18 protein-coding genes and 1 pseudogene are annotated in these 19398 nt (G+C 73.2%); 5 read left to right on the top strand and 14 right to left on the bottom strand.

Going from position 1 to position 19398, the window contains the following annotated elements; genetic code table 11:
• Positions 1–3: 3 nt before the first annotated feature.
• The 8 genes from ACWH4W_RS10685 to ACWH4W_RS10650 form a co-directional block, all read right to left on the bottom strand.
• The gene (locus tag ACWH4W_RS10685) at positions 4–891 is read right to left on the bottom strand and encodes a DUF5936 domain-containing protein (protein WP_290008054.1); all 888 of its coding nucleotides are present in this window, start codon (positions 889–891) and stop codon (positions 4–6) included.
• A gap of 20 nt (positions 892–911) precedes the next feature.
• Positions 912–1856 (bottom strand): type II secretion system F family protein, encoded by a 945-nt coding sequence (locus tag ACWH4W_RS10680; protein ID WP_473075525.1) that lies wholly within the window; start codon positions 1854–1856, stop codon positions 912–914.
• A gap of 11 nt (positions 1857–1867) precedes the next feature.
• Positions 1868–3205, bottom strand: coding sequence for a TadA family conjugal transfer-associated ATPase (locus ACWH4W_RS10675; RefSeq protein WP_473075524.1), 1338 nt, complete (start codon positions 3203–3205; stop codon positions 1868–1870).
• 191 nt (positions 3206–3396) lie between these two features.
• Complete coding sequence (locus ACWH4W_RS10670) at positions 3397–3783, bottom strand: TadE/TadG family type IV pilus assembly protein (RefSeq protein WP_473077469.1); 387 nt, start codon at positions 3781–3783, stop codon at positions 3397–3399.
• Between the two features lie 43 nt (positions 3784–3826).
• On the bottom strand, positions 3827–4156 hold the full coding sequence (locus ACWH4W_RS10665; RefSeq protein ID WP_241911228.1) for a pilus assembly protein: 330 nt from the start codon (positions 4154–4156) through the stop codon (positions 3827–3829).
• A 167-nt stretch (positions 4157–4323) separates the two neighbouring features.
• Complete coding sequence (locus ACWH4W_RS10660; protein ID WP_473075523.1) at positions 4324–5577, bottom strand: CpaE/TadZ family protein; 1254 nt, start codon at positions 5575–5577, stop codon at positions 4324–4326.
• Positions 5578–5586: 9 nt separating this feature from the next.
• Complete coding sequence (gene cpaB, locus ACWH4W_RS10655) at positions 5587–6291, bottom strand: Flp pilus assembly protein CpaB (protein ID WP_473075522.1); 705 nt, start codon at positions 6289–6291, stop codon at positions 5587–5589.
• Positions 6292–6361: 70 nt separating this feature from the next.
• Entirely contained in the window at positions 6362–7195 is an 834-nt protein-coding gene (locus ACWH4W_RS10650; protein WP_473077468.1) for a hypothetical protein, read from the bottom strand.
• A 436-nt stretch (positions 7196–7631) separates the two neighbouring features.
• Here ACWH4W_RS10650 and ACWH4W_RS10645 point away from each other — a divergent pair, with 436 nt between their 5' ends.
• From ACWH4W_RS10645 to ACWH4W_RS10635, 3 genes are all read left to right on the top strand, one after another.
• A complete protein-coding gene (locus ACWH4W_RS10645; protein ID WP_473075521.1) occupies positions 7632–9341 on the top strand; it encodes a chitinase in 1710 nt (569 codons plus the stop codon).
• A 594-nt stretch (positions 9342–9935) separates the two neighbouring features.
• Positions 9936–10445, top strand: a complete 510-nt coding sequence (locus ACWH4W_RS10640; protein ID WP_471587196.1) for a SigE family RNA polymerase sigma factor — start codon at positions 9936–9938, stop codon at positions 10443–10445.
• Positions 10446–10535: 90 nt separating this feature from the next.
• The gene (locus ACWH4W_RS10635) at positions 10536–11801 is read left to right on the top strand and encodes a hypothetical protein (protein ID WP_473075520.1); all 1266 of its coding nucleotides are present in this window, start codon (positions 10536–10538) and stop codon (positions 11799–11801) included.
• 18 nt (positions 11802–11819) lie between these two features.
• Here the strand turns inward: ACWH4W_RS10635 and ACWH4W_RS10630 are convergent, their stop codons facing one another.
• Positions 11820–13142: an Nramp family divalent metal transporter gene (locus ACWH4W_RS10630; protein ID WP_473075519.1), complete on the bottom strand. Its 1323-nt coding sequence runs from the start codon at positions 13140–13142 to the stop codon at positions 11820–11822.
• A 183-nt stretch (positions 13143–13325) separates the two neighbouring features.
• Here ACWH4W_RS10630 and ACWH4W_RS10625 point away from each other — a divergent pair, with 183 nt between their 5' ends.
• Positions 13326–14666, top strand: a complete 1341-nt coding sequence (locus ACWH4W_RS10625) for a M14 family metallopeptidase (protein WP_473075518.1) — start codon at positions 13326–13328, stop codon at positions 14664–14666.
• Here the strand turns inward: ACWH4W_RS10625 and ACWH4W_RS10620 are convergent.
• The 5 genes and pseudogenes from ACWH4W_RS10620 to ACWH4W_RS10600 form a co-directional block, all read right to left on the bottom strand.
• Positions 14663–15310 (bottom strand): MYST family histone acetyltransferase, encoded by a 648-nt coding sequence (locus ACWH4W_RS10620; protein WP_473075517.1) that lies wholly within the window; start codon positions 15308–15310, stop codon positions 14663–14665. The two genes, ACWH4W_RS10625 and ACWH4W_RS10620, sit on opposite strands and share 4 nt — an antisense overlap.
• A 102-nt stretch (positions 15311–15412) precedes the next feature.
• A pseudogene (locus ACWH4W_RS10615) lies at positions 15413–15610 on the bottom strand (GntT/GntP/DsdX family permease); the annotation flags it as partial.
• An 81-nt stretch (positions 15611–15691) separates the two neighbouring features.
• Entirely contained in the window at positions 15692–16102 is a 411-nt protein-coding gene (locus tag ACWH4W_RS10610) for a RidA family protein (protein WP_473075516.1), read from the bottom strand.
• A 13-nt stretch (positions 16103–16115) separates the two neighbouring features.
• The gene (locus ACWH4W_RS10605) at positions 16116–16874 is read right to left on the bottom strand and encodes an IclR family transcriptional regulator (protein WP_473075515.1); all 759 of its coding nucleotides are present in this window, start codon (positions 16872–16874) and stop codon (positions 16116–16118) included.
• Complete coding sequence (locus ACWH4W_RS10600) at positions 16871–17998, bottom strand: sugar kinase (protein WP_473075514.1); 1128 nt, start codon at positions 17996–17998, stop codon at positions 16871–16873. Before ACWH4W_RS10600 ends, ACWH4W_RS10605 begins: the two co-directional genes overlap by 4 nt.
• A 131-nt stretch (positions 17999–18129) precedes the next feature.
• On the opposite strand from ACWH4W_RS10600, the gene ACWH4W_RS10595 reads away from it, so the two are divergent.
• Positions 18130–19395, top strand: coding sequence for an amino acid deaminase (locus ACWH4W_RS10595; protein WP_473075513.1), 1266 nt, complete (start codon positions 18130–18132; stop codon positions 19393–19395).
• Positions 19396–19398: the final 3 nt, after the last annotated feature.

The raw sequence follows: 19398 nt of genomic DNA, 5'->3' as shown, positions 1-19398 counted from the left end.
TCGTCACTCGCCCGTGAGCGAGCCGAAGTCGGTGCCGGAGCCGAGGATCAGGCCGGCTCCGAGGAGGATCATCGTGGCCGGGACCATGAAGGTGGTGATCATCATGGTGGCCTTGGGGACCGCGCGGGCCGCCTTGCGGCGGGCGTGCTGCGCGTCCGTGCGGCGCATGTCCTTGGCGAGCGCCACCAGCGTGTCGACGATCGGCGCGCCCAGCTCCTCGCCCTGCTGGAGCGCGGTGACGAACATGGCGACCTGCTCGGAGTCGTTGCGCCGGCGCAGTTCGGCGAAGGCCTGCCGGCGGCTCATCCCGAGGTCCATCTGGCGCAGGGTGATGCGCAGTTCGTCCGCCCAGGGGCCCTCGTACTGGGACGCGACGCGCTCCAGGGCCTGCCGGAAGCCGAGGCCGGCGCTGACCACGACCGCGAGGACGTCCAGGAAGTCGGGCAGGGTGCGCTCGATGACGTCCCTGCGGACGCGGATCGCCGACCAGATGCCGACCTCCGTCCAGAACGCGCCGAACGCGAGCAGGAGCAGGGCCACGAGGAGCTGGCCGCGCATCAGGAAGACCAGGAAGCCGAAGCCGCCGAGGGCGCCGTAGACGGCGCGGCGGGCGGCGTAGCGGTGGATGGTGAGACCGCCGGGGTTGCCCGCCAGGTCGATCTTGCGGCGGTACTTGGCGACCAGCGTCGGGCCCATGAGGCGCAGCACGGCGGGGGCGTAGCGCATGCCCATGCGGTCGATGAGGGAGTCGACCGCGCCGGTGCGGGTGGAACCGACCTCCAGGGCGAGCATCAGGTCGCCGGGGAGTTTCGCCTCCGCCCGGTACATGCGGATGCCGGCGAAGATGCCGCACACGGCGAGGGCCATGAGCGCGGCGAGCAGCAGTGCCATGTCGTCGTCCCCTTCCCGGCTCAGACGTCGATGCGGGACAGGCGGCGGATGAGCAGGAAGCCGACGGCGTACAGGCCGAAGGCGACGAGGACGGCGATCTGTCCGGCCGGTGAGCCGGTCATGCGCTCCAGGGCGCCGTCCTTCACGCCGTTCATCAGGAACAGCGAGCCGACGCCGAGCACGGGCACGGCGTACGAGGTCAGGCTGACCTGGGAGAGCTGGGTGCGGACCTCGCGCCGGGTCTCCTTGCGTTCCTCCAGCGTCTCGGTGAGGTTCCGCAGGGCGCTCACGACCTGGCCGCCCGCCCGGTGGGACAGCACCAGCGTGGTGACGAGGACGACGAGTTCGCGGGAGGGGAGCCGGTCGGACAGTTCGCCGAGGGCGTCCTCCATCGAGGCGCCCATCGCGAGCTGGTTGGCCACCTTGGCCAGTTCCTCGCCGGCCGGGGCCTCCAGCTCCTCGGCGGCGATGCCGATGGCGGTGCGCAGGGCGAGGCCCGCCTGTGCGGCGTTGGCGAGGATGCGGGCCAGCTCGGGAAGCTGGTTGATGAACCGCTCGATGCGCTTCTGCCGCTGCCAGGTGAGGAACTGCACGGCCGCCCACACGCCGAGCAGCCCCGCGACGGGGCCGAAGAAGGGGGCGAGGGCGGCCTGGCCGACCAGCCACAGTCCGGCGACGGCGGCGAGCATCGCCACGAAGAACTCGCCGGGCGTGACGTCCAGGCCGGTGGCGAGCAGGCGAAGCTCCAGTCTGCGGCCGAGGCGGGTGCGGCGCAGCCTGCGGTCCAGCGTGGGGAAGCGGCGCCGGCGTCCGGCGGACGGGAGCTCCCCGGTGGCCGAGAGCCGGTCCACCAGCGCCTGCCGCTGCGCCCGGCCGGCCGCGTAGAAGTGCACGCCGGCGACCGCGAGGACGCAGGTCAGCAGGGTGACGCCGGTGGTCAGCGTGATCAGGTTCTGCAGCTCCATGGGGGTGGTACCTACCTGGCTTCTCGGGTGGCGAGCTGGTCGGCGTGGTGGGCGATGCCGAACGCCTGCGGGACGGGCTGGCCCGCCATGTAGAGGCGGTCGGCGGTCCGCCGGGGCAGGGGATGGTGGACGTAGGAGCCGTGGACGCGGCCGTCGGGGGTCATCGGGAGCGCGTCGAAGCGGGCGGCCGTGGCCAGCCGGTACGGCTCCCCGCCGTGGCTCTCCAGCAGGGCGATCTCGGTGATGCGGCGGGCGCCGTCGGCGAACCGGGTGAGCTGGACGATCACGTCGACGGCGCTGTTGATCTGGTCGTGCAGGGCGACGAAGGGGATCTCCACGTCGGACATGGAGGCGAGGGTCTGCAGCCGGGTGAGGGCGTCCTCGGCGCTGTTGGCGTGGACGGTGGCGAGGGAGCCGTCGTGGCCGGTGGACATGGCCTGGAGCATGTCCAGGGACTCGCCGCCGCGGACCTCGCCGACGACGATGCGGTCGGGCCGCATGCGCAGGGAGTTGCGCACCAGGTCGCGGATGGTGACGCGGCCCTTGCCCTCGACGTTGGGCGGGCGGGACTCCAGGCGGATGACGTGCGGCTGCTGGAGCTGGAGTTCGGCGGAGTCCTCGATGGTGATGATGCGTTCGCCCTCGGGGATCAGCCCGGACAGGGCGTTGAGCAGGGTCGTCTTTCCGGTGCCGGTGGCGCCGGACACGATGATGTTGAAACGGGCCTGCACCAGTCCGGCCAGCAGGTACAGCATGGGTTCGTCGAGCGAGCCGAGGCCGATCAGCTCCTGGAGGGTGAAGGAGCGCGGGAAGCGGCGGATGGTGAGGACCGCGCCGGTCAGGGACAGCGGCGGGATGATCACGTTGACGCGCTCGCCGGACGGCAGCCGGGCGTCGACCATGGGGTTGGACTCGTCGACGCGGCGGTTCACGGTGGAGACGATGCGTTCGATCGTCTGCATGAGCTGGTCGTTGGAGGCGAACCGCAGCGGCAGCTGCTCCACCCGGCCGCCGCGCTCGACGAAGATGGCGTCCGGGCCGTTCACCATGATCTCGGTGACGGACGGGTCCTCCAGCAGCGGTTCCAGGATGCCGAGGCCGAGGGCCTCGTCGACGACGCGGCGGATCAGCTGGGAGCGTTCGACCGTCGACAGGACGGGGCCCTCGCGGCTGATGATGTGGCCGAGGACGCGTTCCAGCCGGGCCCGGCGCTCGGCCGGGGACAGCGCGCTCATCTCCGCGAGGTCGATCTCCTCCAGGAGCTTGGCGCGGTAGGACGCGACGAGGTGGCCGTCCTCGCCCCGCCCGGTCCTCTCCTCGGGGGAGTTGATGCGTGCCCGCAGGCTCATGAGTCGCTCGCTCCTCGTCCTCGTCCTCGTCCCGGTCCTCGTCCGCTTCCCGGTCCTCGTCGTCGGTCGTCGGTCGCCGTCGGGCGTGTCGGTCGTCGGTCGCCGTCGGTCGCCGTCGGGCGTGTCGGTCCTCGGCCGTCGTTCGATGCGGCCCCGGTCGTCGGTCGTCGTCCGGCCGGTCGCCGGTCGGTTCAGTGGTCGACGGGCATCGTGGCGCTCCTTCCCGCCGACCCGAAGTCCCAGCCGGGCACGATCGACGGGATGTCGATCCGGGCGGTGACGGTGACTTCCTCGCCGCCCCCCGCCGTGCCGCAGGAGGTACCGTCGGCCAGCCAGGAGCTGACGGCTGCCGCGCAGGCGGCCTGGGCGCCCCGGTCCAGGGAGGCGCTGCGGGCGCCCGCGCGGGCGGCGGTGCCCGCCTGCTGGGCGGTGTAGGCGATCAGGCCGAGCTGCACCCCGGCCATCGCCACGATCAGCAGGATCGGCAGGAACCCCAGGTACTCGATCGCCACCTGCCCGCGGTCGCGGCGGCGGCCGTCAGGGCGTCGGTACGGCAGCTCAGTGTCTCGGTACGCCATGTCACTGCGGCGGTACGGCAGGTCAGCGCGTCGGTACGGCATGTCAGTCCGTCTCCTCCTCGACCGCGCCCGCGTGACCGGTCACGTCGAACGGGAACGACAGGGTGCCGGGGAAGAGGATCGGCACCGTGAGCTTCACGTCGGCGGTGACCATGCCGCCGCCCGTCGCGCAGGTCACCGTCGCGCCGCTCCCCCAGGCCCCGGACAGCTTGTCCAGGCCGGCCTCCTGGCAGGCGCCCTGGCGTGCGCCGGGGGACGCGGCGGTCCCGGCCCGCGCCGCCTCGTCGGCGGCGTTCCCGGCGAGCGTGAAGGTGTAGCCGACCAGCACGAGCTGCCACAGCACGACCAGCGTGACCAGGATCGTCGGGGTCATGCCGAGGAACTCGACGGTGACCTGCCCCCGGTCGCCGTACAGCCGCCCCCGGTCGCCGTACGGCCGTCCCGAGTCGCCGTACAGCCGCCCCGAGTCGCCGTACGGCCGCCCCGCACCGACGGCCGGCCGTCTGCGTCCCGTCGTCCCCGCGGCCCGCCTGCCGCCGCTCATCCCGTGCCGTCCCTGCGCCGCCGGAAGCTGACCGCGCCCCGGTCACCGCGCAGCCGTCCGCCCTTGTGGACGGTCTCCGCGGCCCGCACCAGGCCGAGTTCGCCGGCCAGCGCCCACATCGCCTGCTTCACGGTGCTCTTGGCCTCCAGCTCGTGCACGCGCCCGGCGTCCACCACGCCCTGGAGCTCCTTGAAGTGGGCGGGGACCGTGGTGGCGGCGACCGCGGTGCCGGTGATCCGCGCGATGAGCGGCGGCTGGATCTCCGTGGACCGGGTGTGCCGGTTGACGACGACCGTGGTCTCCTCCGCCTTGCGGATCTGCAGCCGGTCCCACATCCGCACCGTCCGCTTGGCGCCCCGTACGGCGATGACGTCGGGGGTGGTGACCAGGAGGGCCCGGTCGGCCCTCTCCACGGCCGCCGCGCCCGCCCCGCCGAGCTGGGCGCCGCAGTCGATGACGACGACCTCGTAGCGGGAGCGCAGGGCGCTGACGATGTGGCGGGCGGCCCGGTCGGTGACCTCCTCGCCGCGTTCGCCCTCGGCGGGGGCGAGGAGCAGGGCGAGGCCGCTGTCGTGGCGGAAGACGGCGTCGGCGAGGACGCGCGGGGAGATGTCGCTGATCGCGGCGAGGTCGACGACGGACCGGCGGAACTGGACGTCCAGGTAGGAGGCGACGTCCCCGGTCTGCAGGTCCATGTCGACCAGGGCGGTGGCCCGTCCGGAGGTCTGGGCGGCGAGCGCGAGCTGCACGGCGGTGAGGGTGGCGCCGACCCCGCCCTTGGCGCCGCTGACGGTGACGACGGTGCCGCCCGCGCCGGTGAACGGGTCGCCGGCGGCGCCCAGGTGGCGTCGTACGCCGGCCGACCACTGGGCGACCGCCTGGACCCGGTTGGCGAGTTCCTCGTAGCCGAGCGGGAGGGCCACCAGGCCGCGGGCGCCGTGGTCCATGGCGGCCTGGAAGAGGCCGGGGCTCGCGTCGGAGGTGACGAGGACGACGCCGACGGCGGGGAAGCGGAGGGCGACCTCGCGGATCAGTTCCAGTGCGGGGACGGGGCCGATCCGCTCGTGGACGACGACCACTTCGGGCAGTTCGTCGAGGGATTCGGCGGCCAGCCGGGAGAGGGTGTCGACGAGCTGCGTGGAGTCGGTCGCCGGGGGCAGCGGCTCGGCGTCGGGGAGCTGGCTGAGCAGGGTGGTGAGGGACCGGACCGCGTCCGCGTCGCCGGTTGCCGGGAGGATCCTGGTGGACATGCGGGCCTCTCACTTGTCCTGCGCGAGTTCGTACGTCCGGTCCTTCTCGGGGACGCCGGTGTCGCCCCCGGGGCCGACCAGCGCGAGCCGCACCCGCTGGGCGAACGACTCGGCGTAGGTGATGCGCTGGGCGTCGAGGGGGGACAGCGCGAAGGTGATCGGGACGGCGTCGGCGGGCCCGCGGCGGTCGTCCTCGTCCGGCTGGAGGGCGGTGAGCCGGCCCACGTCGAGGACCTTGGCGCCGGTGACGATGATCTTCGACTGGTCCGGGTCGCCCTCGCGCTGCCCCTCGAAGGTGGCGTACACGTTGACCGTGGAACCGGGGGTGATCTTGCCGGCCACGCCGGTCGCCGCGTCGATCATGATGGCGACCTCCTGCTGCCCCGGCCGGAGGGCGGGCCGGTCCACGATCATGTCGCTCTGCAGCAGCGACCCCTTGCGCAGGGTGGTGACGGCGATCTTGCCGCGGAGGTCGTCGAGGTCGGTGACGGCGTTCTCCGACAACCACCGCTCGGGCATCTCGATCCGCTCGAACTGGTCGGCGCCGAGCGTGGTGTAGGGCGCGATGTCGGTCTTCAGGCGGTACGCGGCGACCTCGGGGCCGACCTTGGAGCGCACGTCGTCGATGACGGAGAGCACGCCGGCGAACGCGCCGAGGGCGCACAGGACCGACAGGAGGATGAGTATCACGCCGCGGCGCTGACGAGAGTTCATGAACCGTGCAACCTCGTTGGGGTGGGGCGGTCGGGCGGGGCGGTGCGGGTTCGTGCGGTGGGCGGACGGGTCAGGTGCCTCGGGTGAGGGCCGGTCTGCCCTCGGGTGCGGGCGGGGTGGCCGAGCAGAACACGCAGCGGTCGCCGATGACGTCGATGCCGCACCAGTGGCAGGCGCCGCGCCGTACGGACGTGACCAGTTGGTAGAGCACGGACAGGTCGGGCAGGTAGGTGCAGAACTCGACGAGCTTGCCGGTGCCCCACCAGGCGCCCGACTCGGCGGGCAGCGGGGCCTCGCGCAGGCCCTGCACCCGCCAGGCGGGCGCGAGGGTGGTGGTGACCCAGTCGGACGGGAGCTGGCCGCGGGCGACGAGCATCCAGGTGCCGAACTCGGGTCCGTCCAGCGTGGTGCCGGGGCCGAGGCGGACAAGCTGCGGCTGGGGGTGGGCGAGGACGGCGAACTGGCTGCCGGGCATCCAGGACCTGGCGTGCTGCTTGAGGTCGACGGGCACCCGGTCGAGGCGGGCGACGGAGCTCAGCAGCGCCCCGGCGTGGAGGTAGTGGGTGAGCAGGCGGCCGGCCGAGGCCAGCACGCCGGGTCCGATGTCGCAGGAGGCGAGCTGGCGTAACTGGCGGGCCAGCACGGCCACGGCGAGCGGCGGCAGGTCGGGGCGGAACAGGGCTATCCGGTCGCTCTCCAGGAGGGAGCGCAGGGTGTGCAGCCGCCGCAGGACGGGGGCGGGGGTGGCCGGGGAGCACACGACGACGACGTGGCCGTGCAGCTCGACGACGGCCTGGAGTTCGGCCAGCACCTGGTCGAGCGGGCGGGTGCCGACGTCGCGCAGCACCACGGCGGGCAGGGTCCGTTCGTCCTGCGCCGGCAGCGCCATGTCGGCGCCGGTCACGGCAATGGCGGTTGGCACGCGCGGCTCCCCGTTCTCCCCATGCCCGTCGGCCCACCGGGTGTTACTCCGGTGCACCCTCGTGACTTCACTGCGTGACTACCTCAGCACTGTATCCGCGGGTCTGTGGCCGGAGAACAGCCTTCGAGCAGCCGGTCGGCAACTCCCGGGCACACAGCGCACCAAAACGGGGCAGGTCGATCATCTCGCCGGTCTCGGTACGGCACCGACGGTGCGGGTTCCGCGCACCGGGTTGACGCCGGACCCGCCCCGGGTCCTCCGGGCCACGCTTCCCATCCGCCCGCCGCCCTACGCGCGGACGGACGCCCCCGTTTCCGGTCTGGACCTATTGACAAGGGGATTGGTCTGGACCACGGTGTGGGCATCAACGGTGGCCACCGTCGCTATCCCTCCCCAACTCCCCCACCGGAGGCCCCAAGTGGACCGCGCACCACGCACGCCCGGACGCGGCAGACGCCCCTGGGCGGCCGCCCTCGTCTCCGCCCTGGCCCTCGCCCTCCCGCTCGCCGGCGCGGGCCAGGCGACCGCGGCCGACGTCAACAACGCGAAGAACCCCGGCTTCGAGTCGGGACTGAGCGGCTGGACCTGCTCCGCGAACAGCGGCAGCGTCGTCCCCTCCCCGGTGCACGGCGGTTCGGCCGCGCTGAAGGCCACGCCCGCCGGGCAGGACAACGCCCGCTGTTCCCAGACGGTCGCGGTGCGGCCCGACTCCACGTACCGGCTGTCCGGGTGGGTGCGGGGCGGGTACGCCTACCTGGGCGTGACCGGCACCGGCACCACGGACGTGTCCACCTGGACGCCGGACTCGGCCGCCTGGAAGCAGCTGTCGACCAGCTTCTCCACGGGCGCCGACACCACGTCGGTGACGATCTACACGCACGGCTGGTACGGCCAGCAGCCCTACTACGCGGACGACGTGTCCGTCCTCGGCCCCGACGGGGGCGGCGGCGGTGACCCGGAGCCGTCGGTCCCGGGCACGCCGGGCGGGCTGACCGTCTCCGGCACGACGGCGACCTCGGTGACGTTGGCGTGGAACGCGGTGTCCGGCGCGACCGGCTACACCGTCTACCGCGACGGCGCCCGGGTGACCGCCGTGACCGGCACCTCGGCGACGGTGACCGGGCTGGCGGCCTCGACGTCGTACTCCTTCCAGGTCGCGGCGACCAACGCGGCGGGCGAGTCGGCGAAGTCGGCGGCGGTGTCCGTGCGGACGCGGGAGAACGGCGGCGGCGGGGGCGGCGACCTGCCCCGGCACGCGGTGACCGGCTACTGGCAGAACTTCGACAACGGCGCGACCGTGCAGCGGATCTCGGACGTCCCGGACCAGTACGACATCATCGCGGTCGCCTTCGCCGACGCCACCGGCACCCCGGGCGCCGTCACCTTCACCCTGGACACGGCGGGCCTGGACGGCTACACCGTCGACCAGTTCAAGGCGGACGTCCGGGCCAAGCAGGCGGCCGGCAAGAAGGTCATCATCTCGGTGGGCGGCGAGAAGGGCACCGTCTCGGTGAACGACTCCGCCTCCGCGACGAACTTCGCCAACTCGGTGTACGCCGTGATGCAGGAGTACGGCTTCGACGGCGTCGACATCGACCTGGAGAACGGCCTCAACGCGACCTACATGACGCAGGCGCTGCGCGCGCTGTCCGCGAAGGCGGGCCCGTCGATGATCCTGACGATGGCGCCGCAGACCATCGACATGCAGTCGACGTCCAACTCCTACTTCCGGACCGCGCTGAACGTGAAGGACATCCTCACGGTCGTCAACATGCAGTACTACAACAGCGGTTCCATGCTGGGCTGCGACGGCAAGGTCTACAGCCAGGGCTCGGTGGACTTCCTCACCGCGCTGGCCTGCATCCAGTTGGAGAACGGCCTCGACCCCTCGCAGGTGGGTCTCGGCCTGCCGGCCTCGACGCGGGGCGCGGGCAGCGGCTACGTGGCGCCGTCCGTGGTGAACGCCGCCCTGGACTGCCTGACCCGCGGCACCAACTGCGGCTCCTTCAAGCCGTCGAGGACCTACCCGGACCTGCGCGGCGCGATGACCTGGTCCACCAACTGGGACGCGACGGCCGGCAACGCCTGGTCCAACGCGGTGGGCCCGCACGTCCACGCCCTGCCGTAGCCGGACACACGCGGCCCTGACGCGGCCCTCGGACGCGTGAGCCGCGTCGCGGACCGCCGCCCCTGCCCGGGGCTCACCGGGCAGGGGCGGCGGCGTCCGTGCTCAGTTGATCCGGACCAGGACGCCGTCCCCGTCACGGGCCGCCGCCCGGACGTACGCCGCCAGGGCCTCGTGGTGGGCGGTCACCTCGTCCCGCGGCCCCCGCGCTCCCGGACGCTCGTGGGGCGGACGCCGGCCGCGGCCGGGGCGGCCGGGGCGCCCCCCTCGGTCAGCCGGGCGGGAGGCGTGGCGGCGACCACCCCACGCGATCGAGCGGACCCGGCACGCCCGCACGGCGCACCGGTCCGTCAAGGCCGTGCGGGAAGGGCAGGCCGTGCGGGGCGCGCCGGCCGTACGGCAGGCATCCCGGCTCACGTGCGGCTCCAGGGGAGATCGGCGGTCGGCGGTCGTGTGCGCCGACGGCGCGGTCGTCCTGACAGCGGCCACTGACAACGGGCGGCGCGGGCTGTGGCCGGCGCCACATGAAACATTTCCCGGGGCCCACCGCATCAATGAGGTGAGAACGGTTCGGGGGACGCGACGGGGGACGGCGGAATGCGACAGCAGCGCACGGCGGACTACGCGGAGTTCGCCGCCGCGCGGGCGGGACACCTGTACCGGTCCGCGTGCCTGTTGACGGCCGGGGACACTCACCTCGCCGAGGACCTCGTGCAGGAGACCTTCGGCCGGCTGTACGTCCGCTGGGGGCGCGTGTCCCGGGCCGAGAACCCGGCCGCGTACGCGCAGACCGTGCTCACCCGGACCTTCCTCGCCCACCGGCGGCTGCGCAGCAGCCGGGAGCGGGCGACCGACACGTTCCCCGACCTGCCCGGCGCCGCCGACGGGGACGCGCCGCTGCGGCTGACGCTGATGGCCGCGCTCGCCCGGCTGCCCGCCAAGGACCGGGCCGTCGTCGTCCTGCGCTACTGGGAGGACCGCTCGGTGGAACAGACCGCCGACGTGCTCAACGTCAGCTCGGCGGCCGTGCGCACGCGGTGCGTCCGCGCGCTCGGCCGGCTGCGGGAGCTGCTGGGCGAGGACGTCCACGAGTACGCCCGCCCCTGACGCCGGCCGCCCGGCCCTCCCTTTGACGTCCGGCTTCACACCTCAGACCCCAGACCTCACGCCTCACACCCGCGGAAAGGGTGGTTCGTCATGCCCGAGAACCAGGACCACGACCTCTTCGAGGACCGGTTCGCCGCAGCTCTGCGCGACGCCGGCCACGGTTTCCGCACCGACGACCCGGCCGCCCTCGTCACCGGGGGCCGGGTGCGCGGGCGCCGGGCCCAGCTGCTGCGGCGGACGGCCGTGCTGGGCGGGGCGGCCGGCGTCGCCCTGGCCGGCGTGGGCGGGGCGCTGCTCCTGCCGTCCGACGCGACGGACCCCCGGCGGACCTCCGCGGCCGCCGGTCCGGCCGCGACCGCGAGCCCCTCGGCCGCGAGCCCCTCGCCCGCCGCGGCCTTCTCGGGCGACGACGTCCTGCGCTCGCTCAAGGAGCTGCTGCCGAGGGGCACGTACCTCGAGGGGGAGGCCCAGGGCACGGAGTCGCTGACGCCCCCGCACGCGCAGGTGGTGTTCGACGACGGCAGGGGTGCGGCGGCCGTCGGCCTGAGCCTCAACCGTGTGGAGCCCGGCAGCGAGCAGGCCCGCGAGCTGGCGAACTGCCCGGACAAGGCGCTCGTCCCCCACGACGACTGCACCTCCGTCACGCTGCCCGACGGCTCCCGGCTGATGCTGTTCCGCGGCTACGAGTACCCGGACCGGCGGGTGGAGACCAAGTGGTGGAACGCCGAGCTGGTCACGCCCCAGGGGCATCACGTGTCCCTGAGCGAGTGGAACGCGCCGGCGCAGAAGGACGCCCCGGTCTCCCGCCCGCGGCCTCCGCTGACCGTCGAGCAGCTGAAGGAGGTCGTCACCGCCGACGTGTGGCGGCGGGTGGTGGACGCCATGCCGAGGAGCCCGAAGCCGTCGGTCACCGGCCAGGCGCCTCCGGCGGGGATGCCGGGCAGGGCGATCGCCGAGACGCTCACCGGTCTGCTGCCCGACGGGCTCACCGTGACCGGCGAGGGCGGCCAGGAGAGCGAGTACGCCTACCTCGTCGTCGACGACGGCGAGGGCGGGAGCCTCGTCCAGATCAACGTGCAGCCCGGCATGGGCGACGTGGCCGGCGCTCTCTTCGGGGACGCCGAGACGCTGCCCGACGGCACCCTGGTCACCACCCGGAAGTCGCCCGGGGAGAAGGGCGGCGCGGGCGTCGTCATGTGGACCGCCGACACCCTGCGTCCCGACGGGCTGCGGGTCGTGGTCAGCGCCTTCAACGCGGCCGCCCAGCACGAGGACGCCACCCGTGACGCCCCCGCGCTCACCCTCGGGCAGCTGCGGGAGATCGCGCTGAGCACGGAGTGGGACGCGGGGGCGTGAGGCGGGCCGGCCGTCGCCTCAGAAGAACTCCGACCACGGCTGGTCCCAGATCTGCTTGACGGCCAGGACCAGGAAGAGCAGGCCCGCGGCCGCCAGCATGCCGTTGCTCAGGGGGCCGTTGCGCCATTCGCGCGGGGTGCGGGAGGAGTTGAGGAGCCACAGCAGGGTCAGGGCGAGGAACGGCATGAAGGCCGCGCCGAGGACGCCGTAGACGATGATCAGACGGAACGGCTCGTCCTGGAACAGCAGGATCATCGGCGGGAAGGTGAGCCACAGCAGGTAGGCGCGGAAGGCCCAGGAGCGTTCCCGGCGCCCGGAGGCCAGCTCGTCGGCGTGCGCCCGCCGCTCGCCGCGCTGCCGGGTCAGGAAGTCGGCGAACATCAGGCTCACGCCGTGCCAGACGCCGATCAGGGAGGTGAAGGAGGCGGCGAAGAAGCCGACCAGGAACAGCGTGCCGGTGGTCGTTCCGTACCGGTCCTCCAGGATGTCGCCGAGCTGGACCAGCCCCTGGTCGCCGCCGGAGAGGGCGATGCCGGCCGAGTGCAGCAGCTCCGCACCGACGAAGAGCATCGCGACGACGAAGACGCCGGTGGTGAGGTAGGCGACCCGGTTGTCCAGCCGCATGACCCTCATCCAGCCGGCGCCGGTCCAGCCCTTGGCGTTGACCCAGTAGCCGTAGGCGGCCAGCGTGATGGTGCCGCCGACGCCGCCGATCAGGCCGAGGGTGTTGAGGACGGAGTCCTCCTCGTCGGGCAGCACGGGAAGGAGGCCGGCGAAGGCGTCGCCCAGGTGGGGCGTGACGCGGAACGCCAGGTAGACGGTCACCACGAACATGACGCCCACCAGGACGGTCATGACCTTCTCGAACACCGCGTACTTGTTGAACCAGACGAAGGCCAGGCCTGCCAGGCCGCAGGCGATGCCCCAGTACTCGAGGTCCATCACGCCCGGGAACAGCGCCTGGAGCGGCAGCGCGCTGGACGACATGGCGGCCGCGCCGTAGACGAAGCCCCAGATGACGGCGTAGACGGCGAAGAACCAGGTGGTCCAGCGGCCCAGGCCGGCCCAGCCGTCGAACAGGGTGCGTCCGGTGGACAGGTGCCAGCGTCCACAGGCCTCCGCGAGGGAGATCTTCACCAGGCAGCCGACGACCGCGGCCCACAGCAGGGTGTAGCCGAAGTTGCTGCCGGCGATGAGGGTGGCCACGAGGTCGCCGGCGCCCACGCCGGTCGCGGCGACGACGATGCCGGGGCCGATGTGGCGCCAACTGGACGTGCGCGCGTGGGGGCCGGGCCCGGCCTTCGCCCCGGTGTCCTGGGTGTTTCCCGTGGTGTCCGCCATGGGGTCAAGAAAGCGGACGGGTGCCGGTCCGGCAAGAGGGCGTGCCGGGATCCTCACCGGTTCCACCTGGCCGCGCGGCGACTTCGCACCCTTGACCTGATCATGTCATGTCTCGACGATGACCCCACCGCACCGCACCCGCACGTCGCCGTGCGCCACCCCACCTCCCCACAAGGAGCATTCATGCGACTCCGTTCCCGCGGCAGACGCCCCGCCGCGCTCGCCGCACTCCTCGCCCTCGCACTGGCCGCGCCCCTGTCGCTCACCGCGGCCGCCCCGGCCGGCGCCGACGGGGCACGCCCGGCGGCCTCCTCGGCGGACGACGTCCGCCAGTACGAGATCCACCAGCACACCACCCCCGTCACCCGCACGGCGATCCAGCAGGCCGGCGTCACCGTGGACGAGGCCGACGAGGAGACCGTGGTCGTCTCCGGCCGCGCGGACCAGATCCGCGCACTGCGCCGCCAGGGGTACGAGATCACCCCGCTGGGCGCGGCCCCGGACCGCTCGACGGCCGCCGACGGCCTGCGCCTGTTCGACTTCCCCTCGGCCGACTCCCGTTACCACAACTACGCCGAGATGACCGCGGAGATCGACCAGCGGATCGCGGCGTACCCGTCGATCATGAGCAAGCGCGTGATCGGGAAGTCCTACCAGGGCCGGGACATCGTCGCCGTCAAGGTCAGCGACAACGTCGGCACCGACGAGGCCGAGCCCGAGGTCCTGTTCACCCACCACCAGCACGCCCGCGAGCACCTCACCGTGGAGATGGCGCTGTACCTGCTGCGCGAACTCGGCGCCGGGTACGGCACCGACACCCGGATCACCCGGATGGTGCAGCAGCGGGAGATCTGGATCGTCCCCGACCTCAACCCGGACGGCGGCGAGTACGACATCGCCACCGGCTCCTACCGCTCCTGGCGCAAGAACCGCCAGCCCAACTCCGGTTCCACGGCCGTCGGCACGGACCTGAACCGCAACTGGAACTACCGCTGGGGCTGCTGCGGCGGGTCGTCGGGCAGCAAGTCCTCGGACACGTACCGGGGTTCGGCGCCCGAGTCCGCGCCCGAGGTGAAGGTGGTCGCCGACTTCGTGCGCAGCCGGGTCGTCGGCGGGGTGCAGCAGATCAAGGCCGGCATCGACTTCCACACCTACAGCGAGCTGGTGCTCTGGCCCTTCGGCTACACCTACGCCGACACCACCACCGGCATGACGGCCGACGACCACGCGGCCTTCAAGGCCGTCGGCCAGAAGATGGCCGCCAGCAACGGCTACACGGCCCAGCAGTCCAGCGACCTGTACATCACCGACGGGTCGATCGACGACTACCTCTGGGGCACCCACAAGATCTTCGGCTACACCTTCGAGATGTACCCGAGGTCGGCGTCGGGCGGCGGCTTCTACCCGCCCGACGAGGTCATCGAGCGGGAGACGTCCCGCAACCGTGACGCCGTCCTCCAGCTCCTGGAGAACGCCGACTGCATGTACCGGGTGATCGGCAAGGAGGGCCAGTACTGCGGCTAGGCGCGGTCGGCCCCGGCCCTGTCCTCATCCGGCTCGTCGCCCGCCCCGGGTCCGGCCTGCTCATCGGACCCGGCCGTCTCCCCGGATTCGGCCGTCTCCCCGGAGCCGTCGTCGAAGTACGCGTCGAGGACCTCGTCCAGGGCGGCGTCCCACTCGTCGAACCGGCGGCGTGAGTCGGCGTCGATCTCGATGGGGTACCAACGCCGGTCGGGGGTGTGGACGGTGACGGTGTACCGCTTGCCGAAGCGGGCCGTCTCCGTCTCCACCGCACCGATCTCGTCCCAGCGGAACTCGCACTCCTGGTCGTCCAGCTTCAGCCGTACGCCGCGGTGGTCGGCGACGAGGGCGGCACGGCGGTCGGACGCCTCGAAGACGGGACCGTCGGGGACGGGGCCCGGCTCGTCGTCCCCGGTGTCACCGGCGGACCCGACGGGCTCGGGGGCCTCGGCGGACCCGGCGGCCGGGGAGTCGGCGGGCTTCTCCGACTCCCCGGTCCCCGGGACGCCTTCGGGGGCCGCGTCCTTCGCGTCCTCCGCGTCCTCCTCACGGCCGGTCGCGGGCGCGGTGAGCCCGGGGACGAAGGCCGGGTCGAACCCGGCGCCCTCCAGGGGCTTGCTGCTGCTCGAACCTATGCGCTGCTCCACACCGCAGGAGTATGGTCGACAATCCCGTGCGCGTCACAGTCAGCCCCGACTTCGTTATCGGACGCCTACACGGACGCCGCCCCTCCACCGGCCCCGCCGGGCTCACACGACCAGGCTCAGCGCCGCCGCGACGACGAAGCCGGCGACGGACAGCGCGTTCTCCGGCACGGTCCACGGCGTGAGGGTGTCCCGCTCGCTGATGCCGAAGTGCTCGGCGACCGTCCGGAACCCGCCGTCGTTCACGTGCGAGGCGAAGACCGAGCCCGCCGGGACGGCCATGACGACGAGCGCCACGCGGGCAGCGGGGATCGCGGCACGGCGCCTGCGGGGTGCGGGGCGCCGTGCCGTGCGGCATGCGGGTGTGCCGCGGGAGGGGGCGGCTCAGCCGAGGACGGCGAGCGCGTCGATCTCGACGAGGAGGCCGGCGGGGAGACCGACGTAGACGGTCGTGCGGGCGGCGGGCGGCTGGGTGAGGCCCTGCTCCTCGAAGTAGGCGTCGTAGATCTCGTTCATCTCGGCGAAGTGGTCCACGTCGGTCAGGTAGACGCGGATCATCATCACGTCGTCCCAGCTCGCGCCGCCCTCCTCGAGGATCGCCTTGACGTTGGCGAGGGTCTGGAGGGTCTGCTCGCGCAGGGTGGGGCCGGCCGGCGTGGGCGGCTCGCCCTCCTCGGCGGGCAGGAACCCGACCTGGCCGGCGACCTGCAGGATGTCGCCCTTGCGGACGCCGTGCGAGAACCGCGCGGGCGGGGTGGTGTGGGTCTTCGGGGTCAGCGCGACTTTCTCGGTCATGCGGGGGTGTCCTTCACTTCGGTTCTGCCGGGGTCCGGCCGGAGTACTCGCCGCTGATGGCGTCCGCGGTACGGCGCACCTGCGGGAGCAGGGTGAGGAGTTCGTCGGCGGTGACGACGACGTTCGGCGCGGAGACCGACATCGCGGCGACCACCCGGCCGTCGGCGCCGCGGATCGGCGCGGCGACGCAGTTGATGGACTCCTCGTGGCCGCCGAGGTCGGTGGCCCAGCCCTGTTCGCGCACCCTGGCCAGCTCCTGGAGGAACGCGGCCGCGTGGGGTGTCGAACGGGGCGTGTACATGGGGTAGTCGAGCTGCTCCGCGAGGGCGCGGCGCTCGGGCTCGGGCAGGTCGGCGAGGAGCAGCTTGGCCACGGCGGCGACGGTGATGGCGACGGGCTTGCCGATCCGGGAGTACATCCGCACCGGGTAGCGGCTCTCCACCTTGTCGATGTAGAGGACCTCGTTCTCCTCGTACACGGCGAGGTGGACGGTGTGGCCGCAGCTCTCGTTGAGGCGGACGAGGTGGGGGTGGGCGATCTCGCGGACGTCGAGGTTCTCCATCGCCTCCTGGGCGAGGGCGAAGAGGCGCGCGCCGAGGCGGTAGCGCTGGTCGGACTGGCGGTAGACCAGGCCGTGCTCGTGGAGGGTGCGCAGCAGGCGCAGCGCCGTGGACTTGTGCACGCCGAGGCGGTCGGCGACCCGGCCGAGGTCGGCGGGGCCCTCCGCGAGCAGCGGAAGGATGCTCAGGGCGCGGTCTACGGTCTGGCTCATGGGGTGCGTGCCTCCTCTACGGCCCCTGCGTCGGCTGCTGTCCAGCCGGGGCCGAGTCGCAGTGTCCCCCACGCGGTGTCGTCGAGGGCGGCGAGGCGGTCGGCGAGGGCGCGGGCGGGGGGCGTGGCGAGGTCGCCGGGGGCGGTGAGGGCGGCTGCCGCCATGAGGTGGCCGTGGCGGAGCCGTGTCCTGAGCGGCAGGCCGCGCAACGTCGCGGAGAGGAAGCCTGCTGCGAAGGCGTCGCCTGCGCCGGTCGTTGCGACTACGTCGACTTTCAGGGCGGGGGCTGTTGCGGCTGGGCGGGGGGCGTCGTCGCAGCCCGGCGCTTGCGGGGTGCCTCCCGGGCCCTCAAGGCACGGGGGGAGGCACGACTGCCCGCGGCTGGTGCGGAAGGCGACCGCACCCTCCGCGCCCTGTTTCACCACCAGGGTGTTCGGGCCGGGGAGGGCGTCCCGGACGGCGGCCGGGCCGCCCGAGATGCCCCAGGCCGCCTCCGCCTCGTCCTCTCCCACGAAGACGATGTCCGCCCCCCGGGCCAGCTCCAGCAGGACCTCCGGGCCGTACCCGTCCCGCCGCAGCCCCGGGCGGTGGTTCACGTCGAAGGAGATCAAGGGGCGTCCCGGGTGCGGGGACGTCAGCTCCCGCAGCAGGTCCAGGCAGCCGGGCGAGAGCGCCGCCGTGATGCCGGAGAGGTGCAGGACGCGTCCGGCGCGCACGGCGTCCAGGTCCACGCCGGCCGGCGTCATCGCCGACGCCGCCGAGCCCGCCCGGTAGTAGGCGACCTCGTGCGAGGCGCCCGCCCTGTCGCCGGCCGTGCGGAAGTAGACGCCGGTGGGGCGGTCCGGGTCGCGGCGGACGTACGACACGTCGACGCCGTGGCCGCCGATCGCGGCGAGGAGGTGGTCGCCGAAGCCGTCGGCGCCGACCCGGCTGACCCACCGGGTGGTGTGGCCCGCCGCCGCGAGCGCGCACGCCACGTTGGACTCCGCGCCGCCGATCGACCGGTGGAAGGAGGGGACGTCGGCGAGGGGGCCGGGCCGGGACGGCAGGAACGTCACCATGGACTCGCCGAGCGCGACGACGTCCACGACGTCGGGGGCGTTGCCGTTTCCGGTGACGGTCACGATGCCGGGCTCCTCGTCGGGGCGGGGGTGCGGTGTCCGTTGACCGCGTGTGGCGGAGATGTTAGACAGCGGTGAGCGATATACGCAACGAGTGTTGCAATTAGTGCAACGCTGCTGATCAGGGAGGCTCCATGGTCCTCGATGCTCTCGCCCGCCTCGCCGGGGAACGGGTCGGCCACCGCTTCAAGGGTCTCCCGCCGGACGCCGCGGACCTCACCGTGGGCGAGTTGGCCGCGCAGCGCCGGAACCTCTTCACGGGAGGCTTCACGACCCCCGTGCTCGCGCTGTCCGCCGAGCGTCTGGAGCACAACCTGGCGGCGCTGGAGAGGTACGCCGAGCGGCACGGCCTCGCCTTCGCCCCGCACGGCAAGACCTCCATGGCGCCGCAGCTCTTCCACCGCCAGGTCGAGCGGGGGGCGTGGGGGATCACGCTGGCGGTGCCGCACCAGGTGCGGGTGGCGCGGGAGTTCGGGATCGAGCGGGTGTTCCTGGCCAACGAGCTGGTCGACCCGGCGGCGCTGCGGTGGATCGCCGCCGAGCAGGACGCCGATCCCGCGTTCCGGTTCGTCTGCTGCGTGGACTCCGTGCGCGGGGTGGAGCTGATGGACGCGGCGCTGGGCGGGGCGTCCCGGCCGGTGGACGTGGTGGTCGAGCTGGCCGCCGGCGAGGGTGCGCGCACCGGGGCGCGGACCGAGGCGGAGTGCGCGGCCGTCGCCGGCGCTGTGGCCGCCGCGCGGGTGCTGCGGCTGGTCGGGGTGGCCGGGTACGAGGGCGAGGTGCCGCGGGCCGATCCGGAGCGGGTGCGTGCGTGGCTGCGGCGGTTGGTGGCCCTGGCCGTGGACCTCGATGCGGCGGGGCGGTTCGCGGGGCTGGACGAGATCGTGGTGAGCGCGGGCGGCAGCGCCTGGTTCGACGCGGTGGCGGACGTCTTCGCGGAGGTTCCGGAGCTGTCGGCGCCGGTGCTGAAGCTGCTGCGGTCCGGGGCGTACGTGTCGCACGACGACGGGCACTACCAGCGGCTGACCCCCTTCAACCGGGTGCCGGGAGAGGGCGGTCTGGAGCCGGCGTTCCGGTTGTGGACGCAGGTGGTGTCCCGGCCGTCGGCGGAGCAGGCGTTCACCAACGCGGGCAAGCGGGACGCGGCGTACGACCTGGACCTGCCGGTCGCCCGGGTGGTCCGCAGGGACGGGACGGAGCGGCCGGCCACGGGGATCGAGGTGACCGGCCTGTCCGACCAGCACGCGTGGCTGCGCACCTCCGCGGAGGCGGATCTGGAGGTGGGAGACTGGGTGGGGCTCGGGCTGTCCCACCCCTGCACGTCCTTCGACAAGTGGGCGCTGATCCCCGTGGCGGAGGCGGACGGCACGGTCGTCGACTACATCCGCACCTTCTTCTAGGAG

This window comes from Streptomyces sp. DSM 120436, assembly GCF_055778765.1.
Note: the sequence above shows the minus strand (reverse complement) of the source record. Positions and strands in the feature narration are given on the sequence as shown.

What these genes read in the sequence shown, in the direction of transcription:
- ACWH4W_RS10665 (WP_241911228.1), bottom strand. Translation starts at nt 4,156, where the DNA reads ATGACCCCGACGATCCTGGTCACGCTGGTCGTGCTGTGGCAGCTCGTG.
- ACWH4W_RS10660 (WP_473075523.1), bottom strand. Translation starts at nt 5,577, where the DNA reads ATGTCCACCAGGATCCTCCCGGCAACCGGCGACGCGGACGCGGTCCGG.
- ACWH4W_RS10610 (WP_473075516.1), bottom strand. Translation starts at nt 16,102, where the DNA reads ATGACCGAGAAAGTCGCGCTGACCCCGAAGACCCACACCACCCCGCCC.
- ACWH4W_RS10680 (WP_473075525.1), bottom strand. Translation starts at nt 1,856, where the DNA reads ATGGAGCTGCAGAACCTGATCACGCTGACCACCGGCGTCACCCTGCTG.
- ACWH4W_RS10605 (WP_473075515.1), bottom strand. Translation starts at nt 16,874, where the DNA reads ATGAGCCAGACCGTAGACCGCGCCCTGAGCATCCTTCCGCTGCTCGCG.
- ACWH4W_RS10635 (WP_473075520.1), top strand. Translation starts at nt 10,536, where the DNA reads ATGCCCGAGAACCAGGACCACGACCTCTTCGAGGACCGGTTCGCCGCA.
- ACWH4W_RS10640 (WP_471587196.1), top strand. Translation starts at nt 9,936, where the DNA reads ATGCGACAGCAGCGCACGGCGGACTACGCGGAGTTCGCCGCCGCGCGG.
- ACWH4W_RS10630 (WP_473075519.1), bottom strand. Translation starts at nt 13,142, where the DNA reads ATGGCGGACACCACGGGAAACACCCAGGACACCGGGGCGAAGGCCGGG.
- ACWH4W_RS10670 (WP_473077469.1), bottom strand. Translation starts at nt 3,783, where the DNA reads ATGGCGTACCGAGACACTGAGCTGCCGTACCGACGCCCTGACGGCCGC.
- ACWH4W_RS10595 (WP_473075513.1), top strand. Translation starts at nt 18,130, where the DNA reads ATGGTCCTCGATGCTCTCGCCCGCCTCGCCGGGGAACGGGTCGGCCAC.
- ACWH4W_RS10685 (WP_290008054.1), bottom strand. Translation starts at nt 891, where the DNA reads ATGGCACTGCTGCTCGCCGCGCTCATGGCCCTCGCCGTGTGCGGCATC.
- ACWH4W_RS10625 (WP_473075518.1), top strand. Translation starts at nt 13,326, where the DNA reads ATGCGACTCCGTTCCCGCGGCAGACGCCCCGCCGCGCTCGCCGCACTC.
- ACWH4W_RS10675 (WP_473075524.1), bottom strand. Translation starts at nt 3,205, where the DNA reads ATGAGCCTGCGGGCACGCATCAACTCCCCCGAGGAGAGGACCGGGCGG.
- cpaB (WP_473075522.1), bottom strand. Translation starts at nt 6,291, where the DNA reads ATGAACTCTCGTCAGCGCCGCGGCGTGATACTCATCCTCCTGTCGGTC.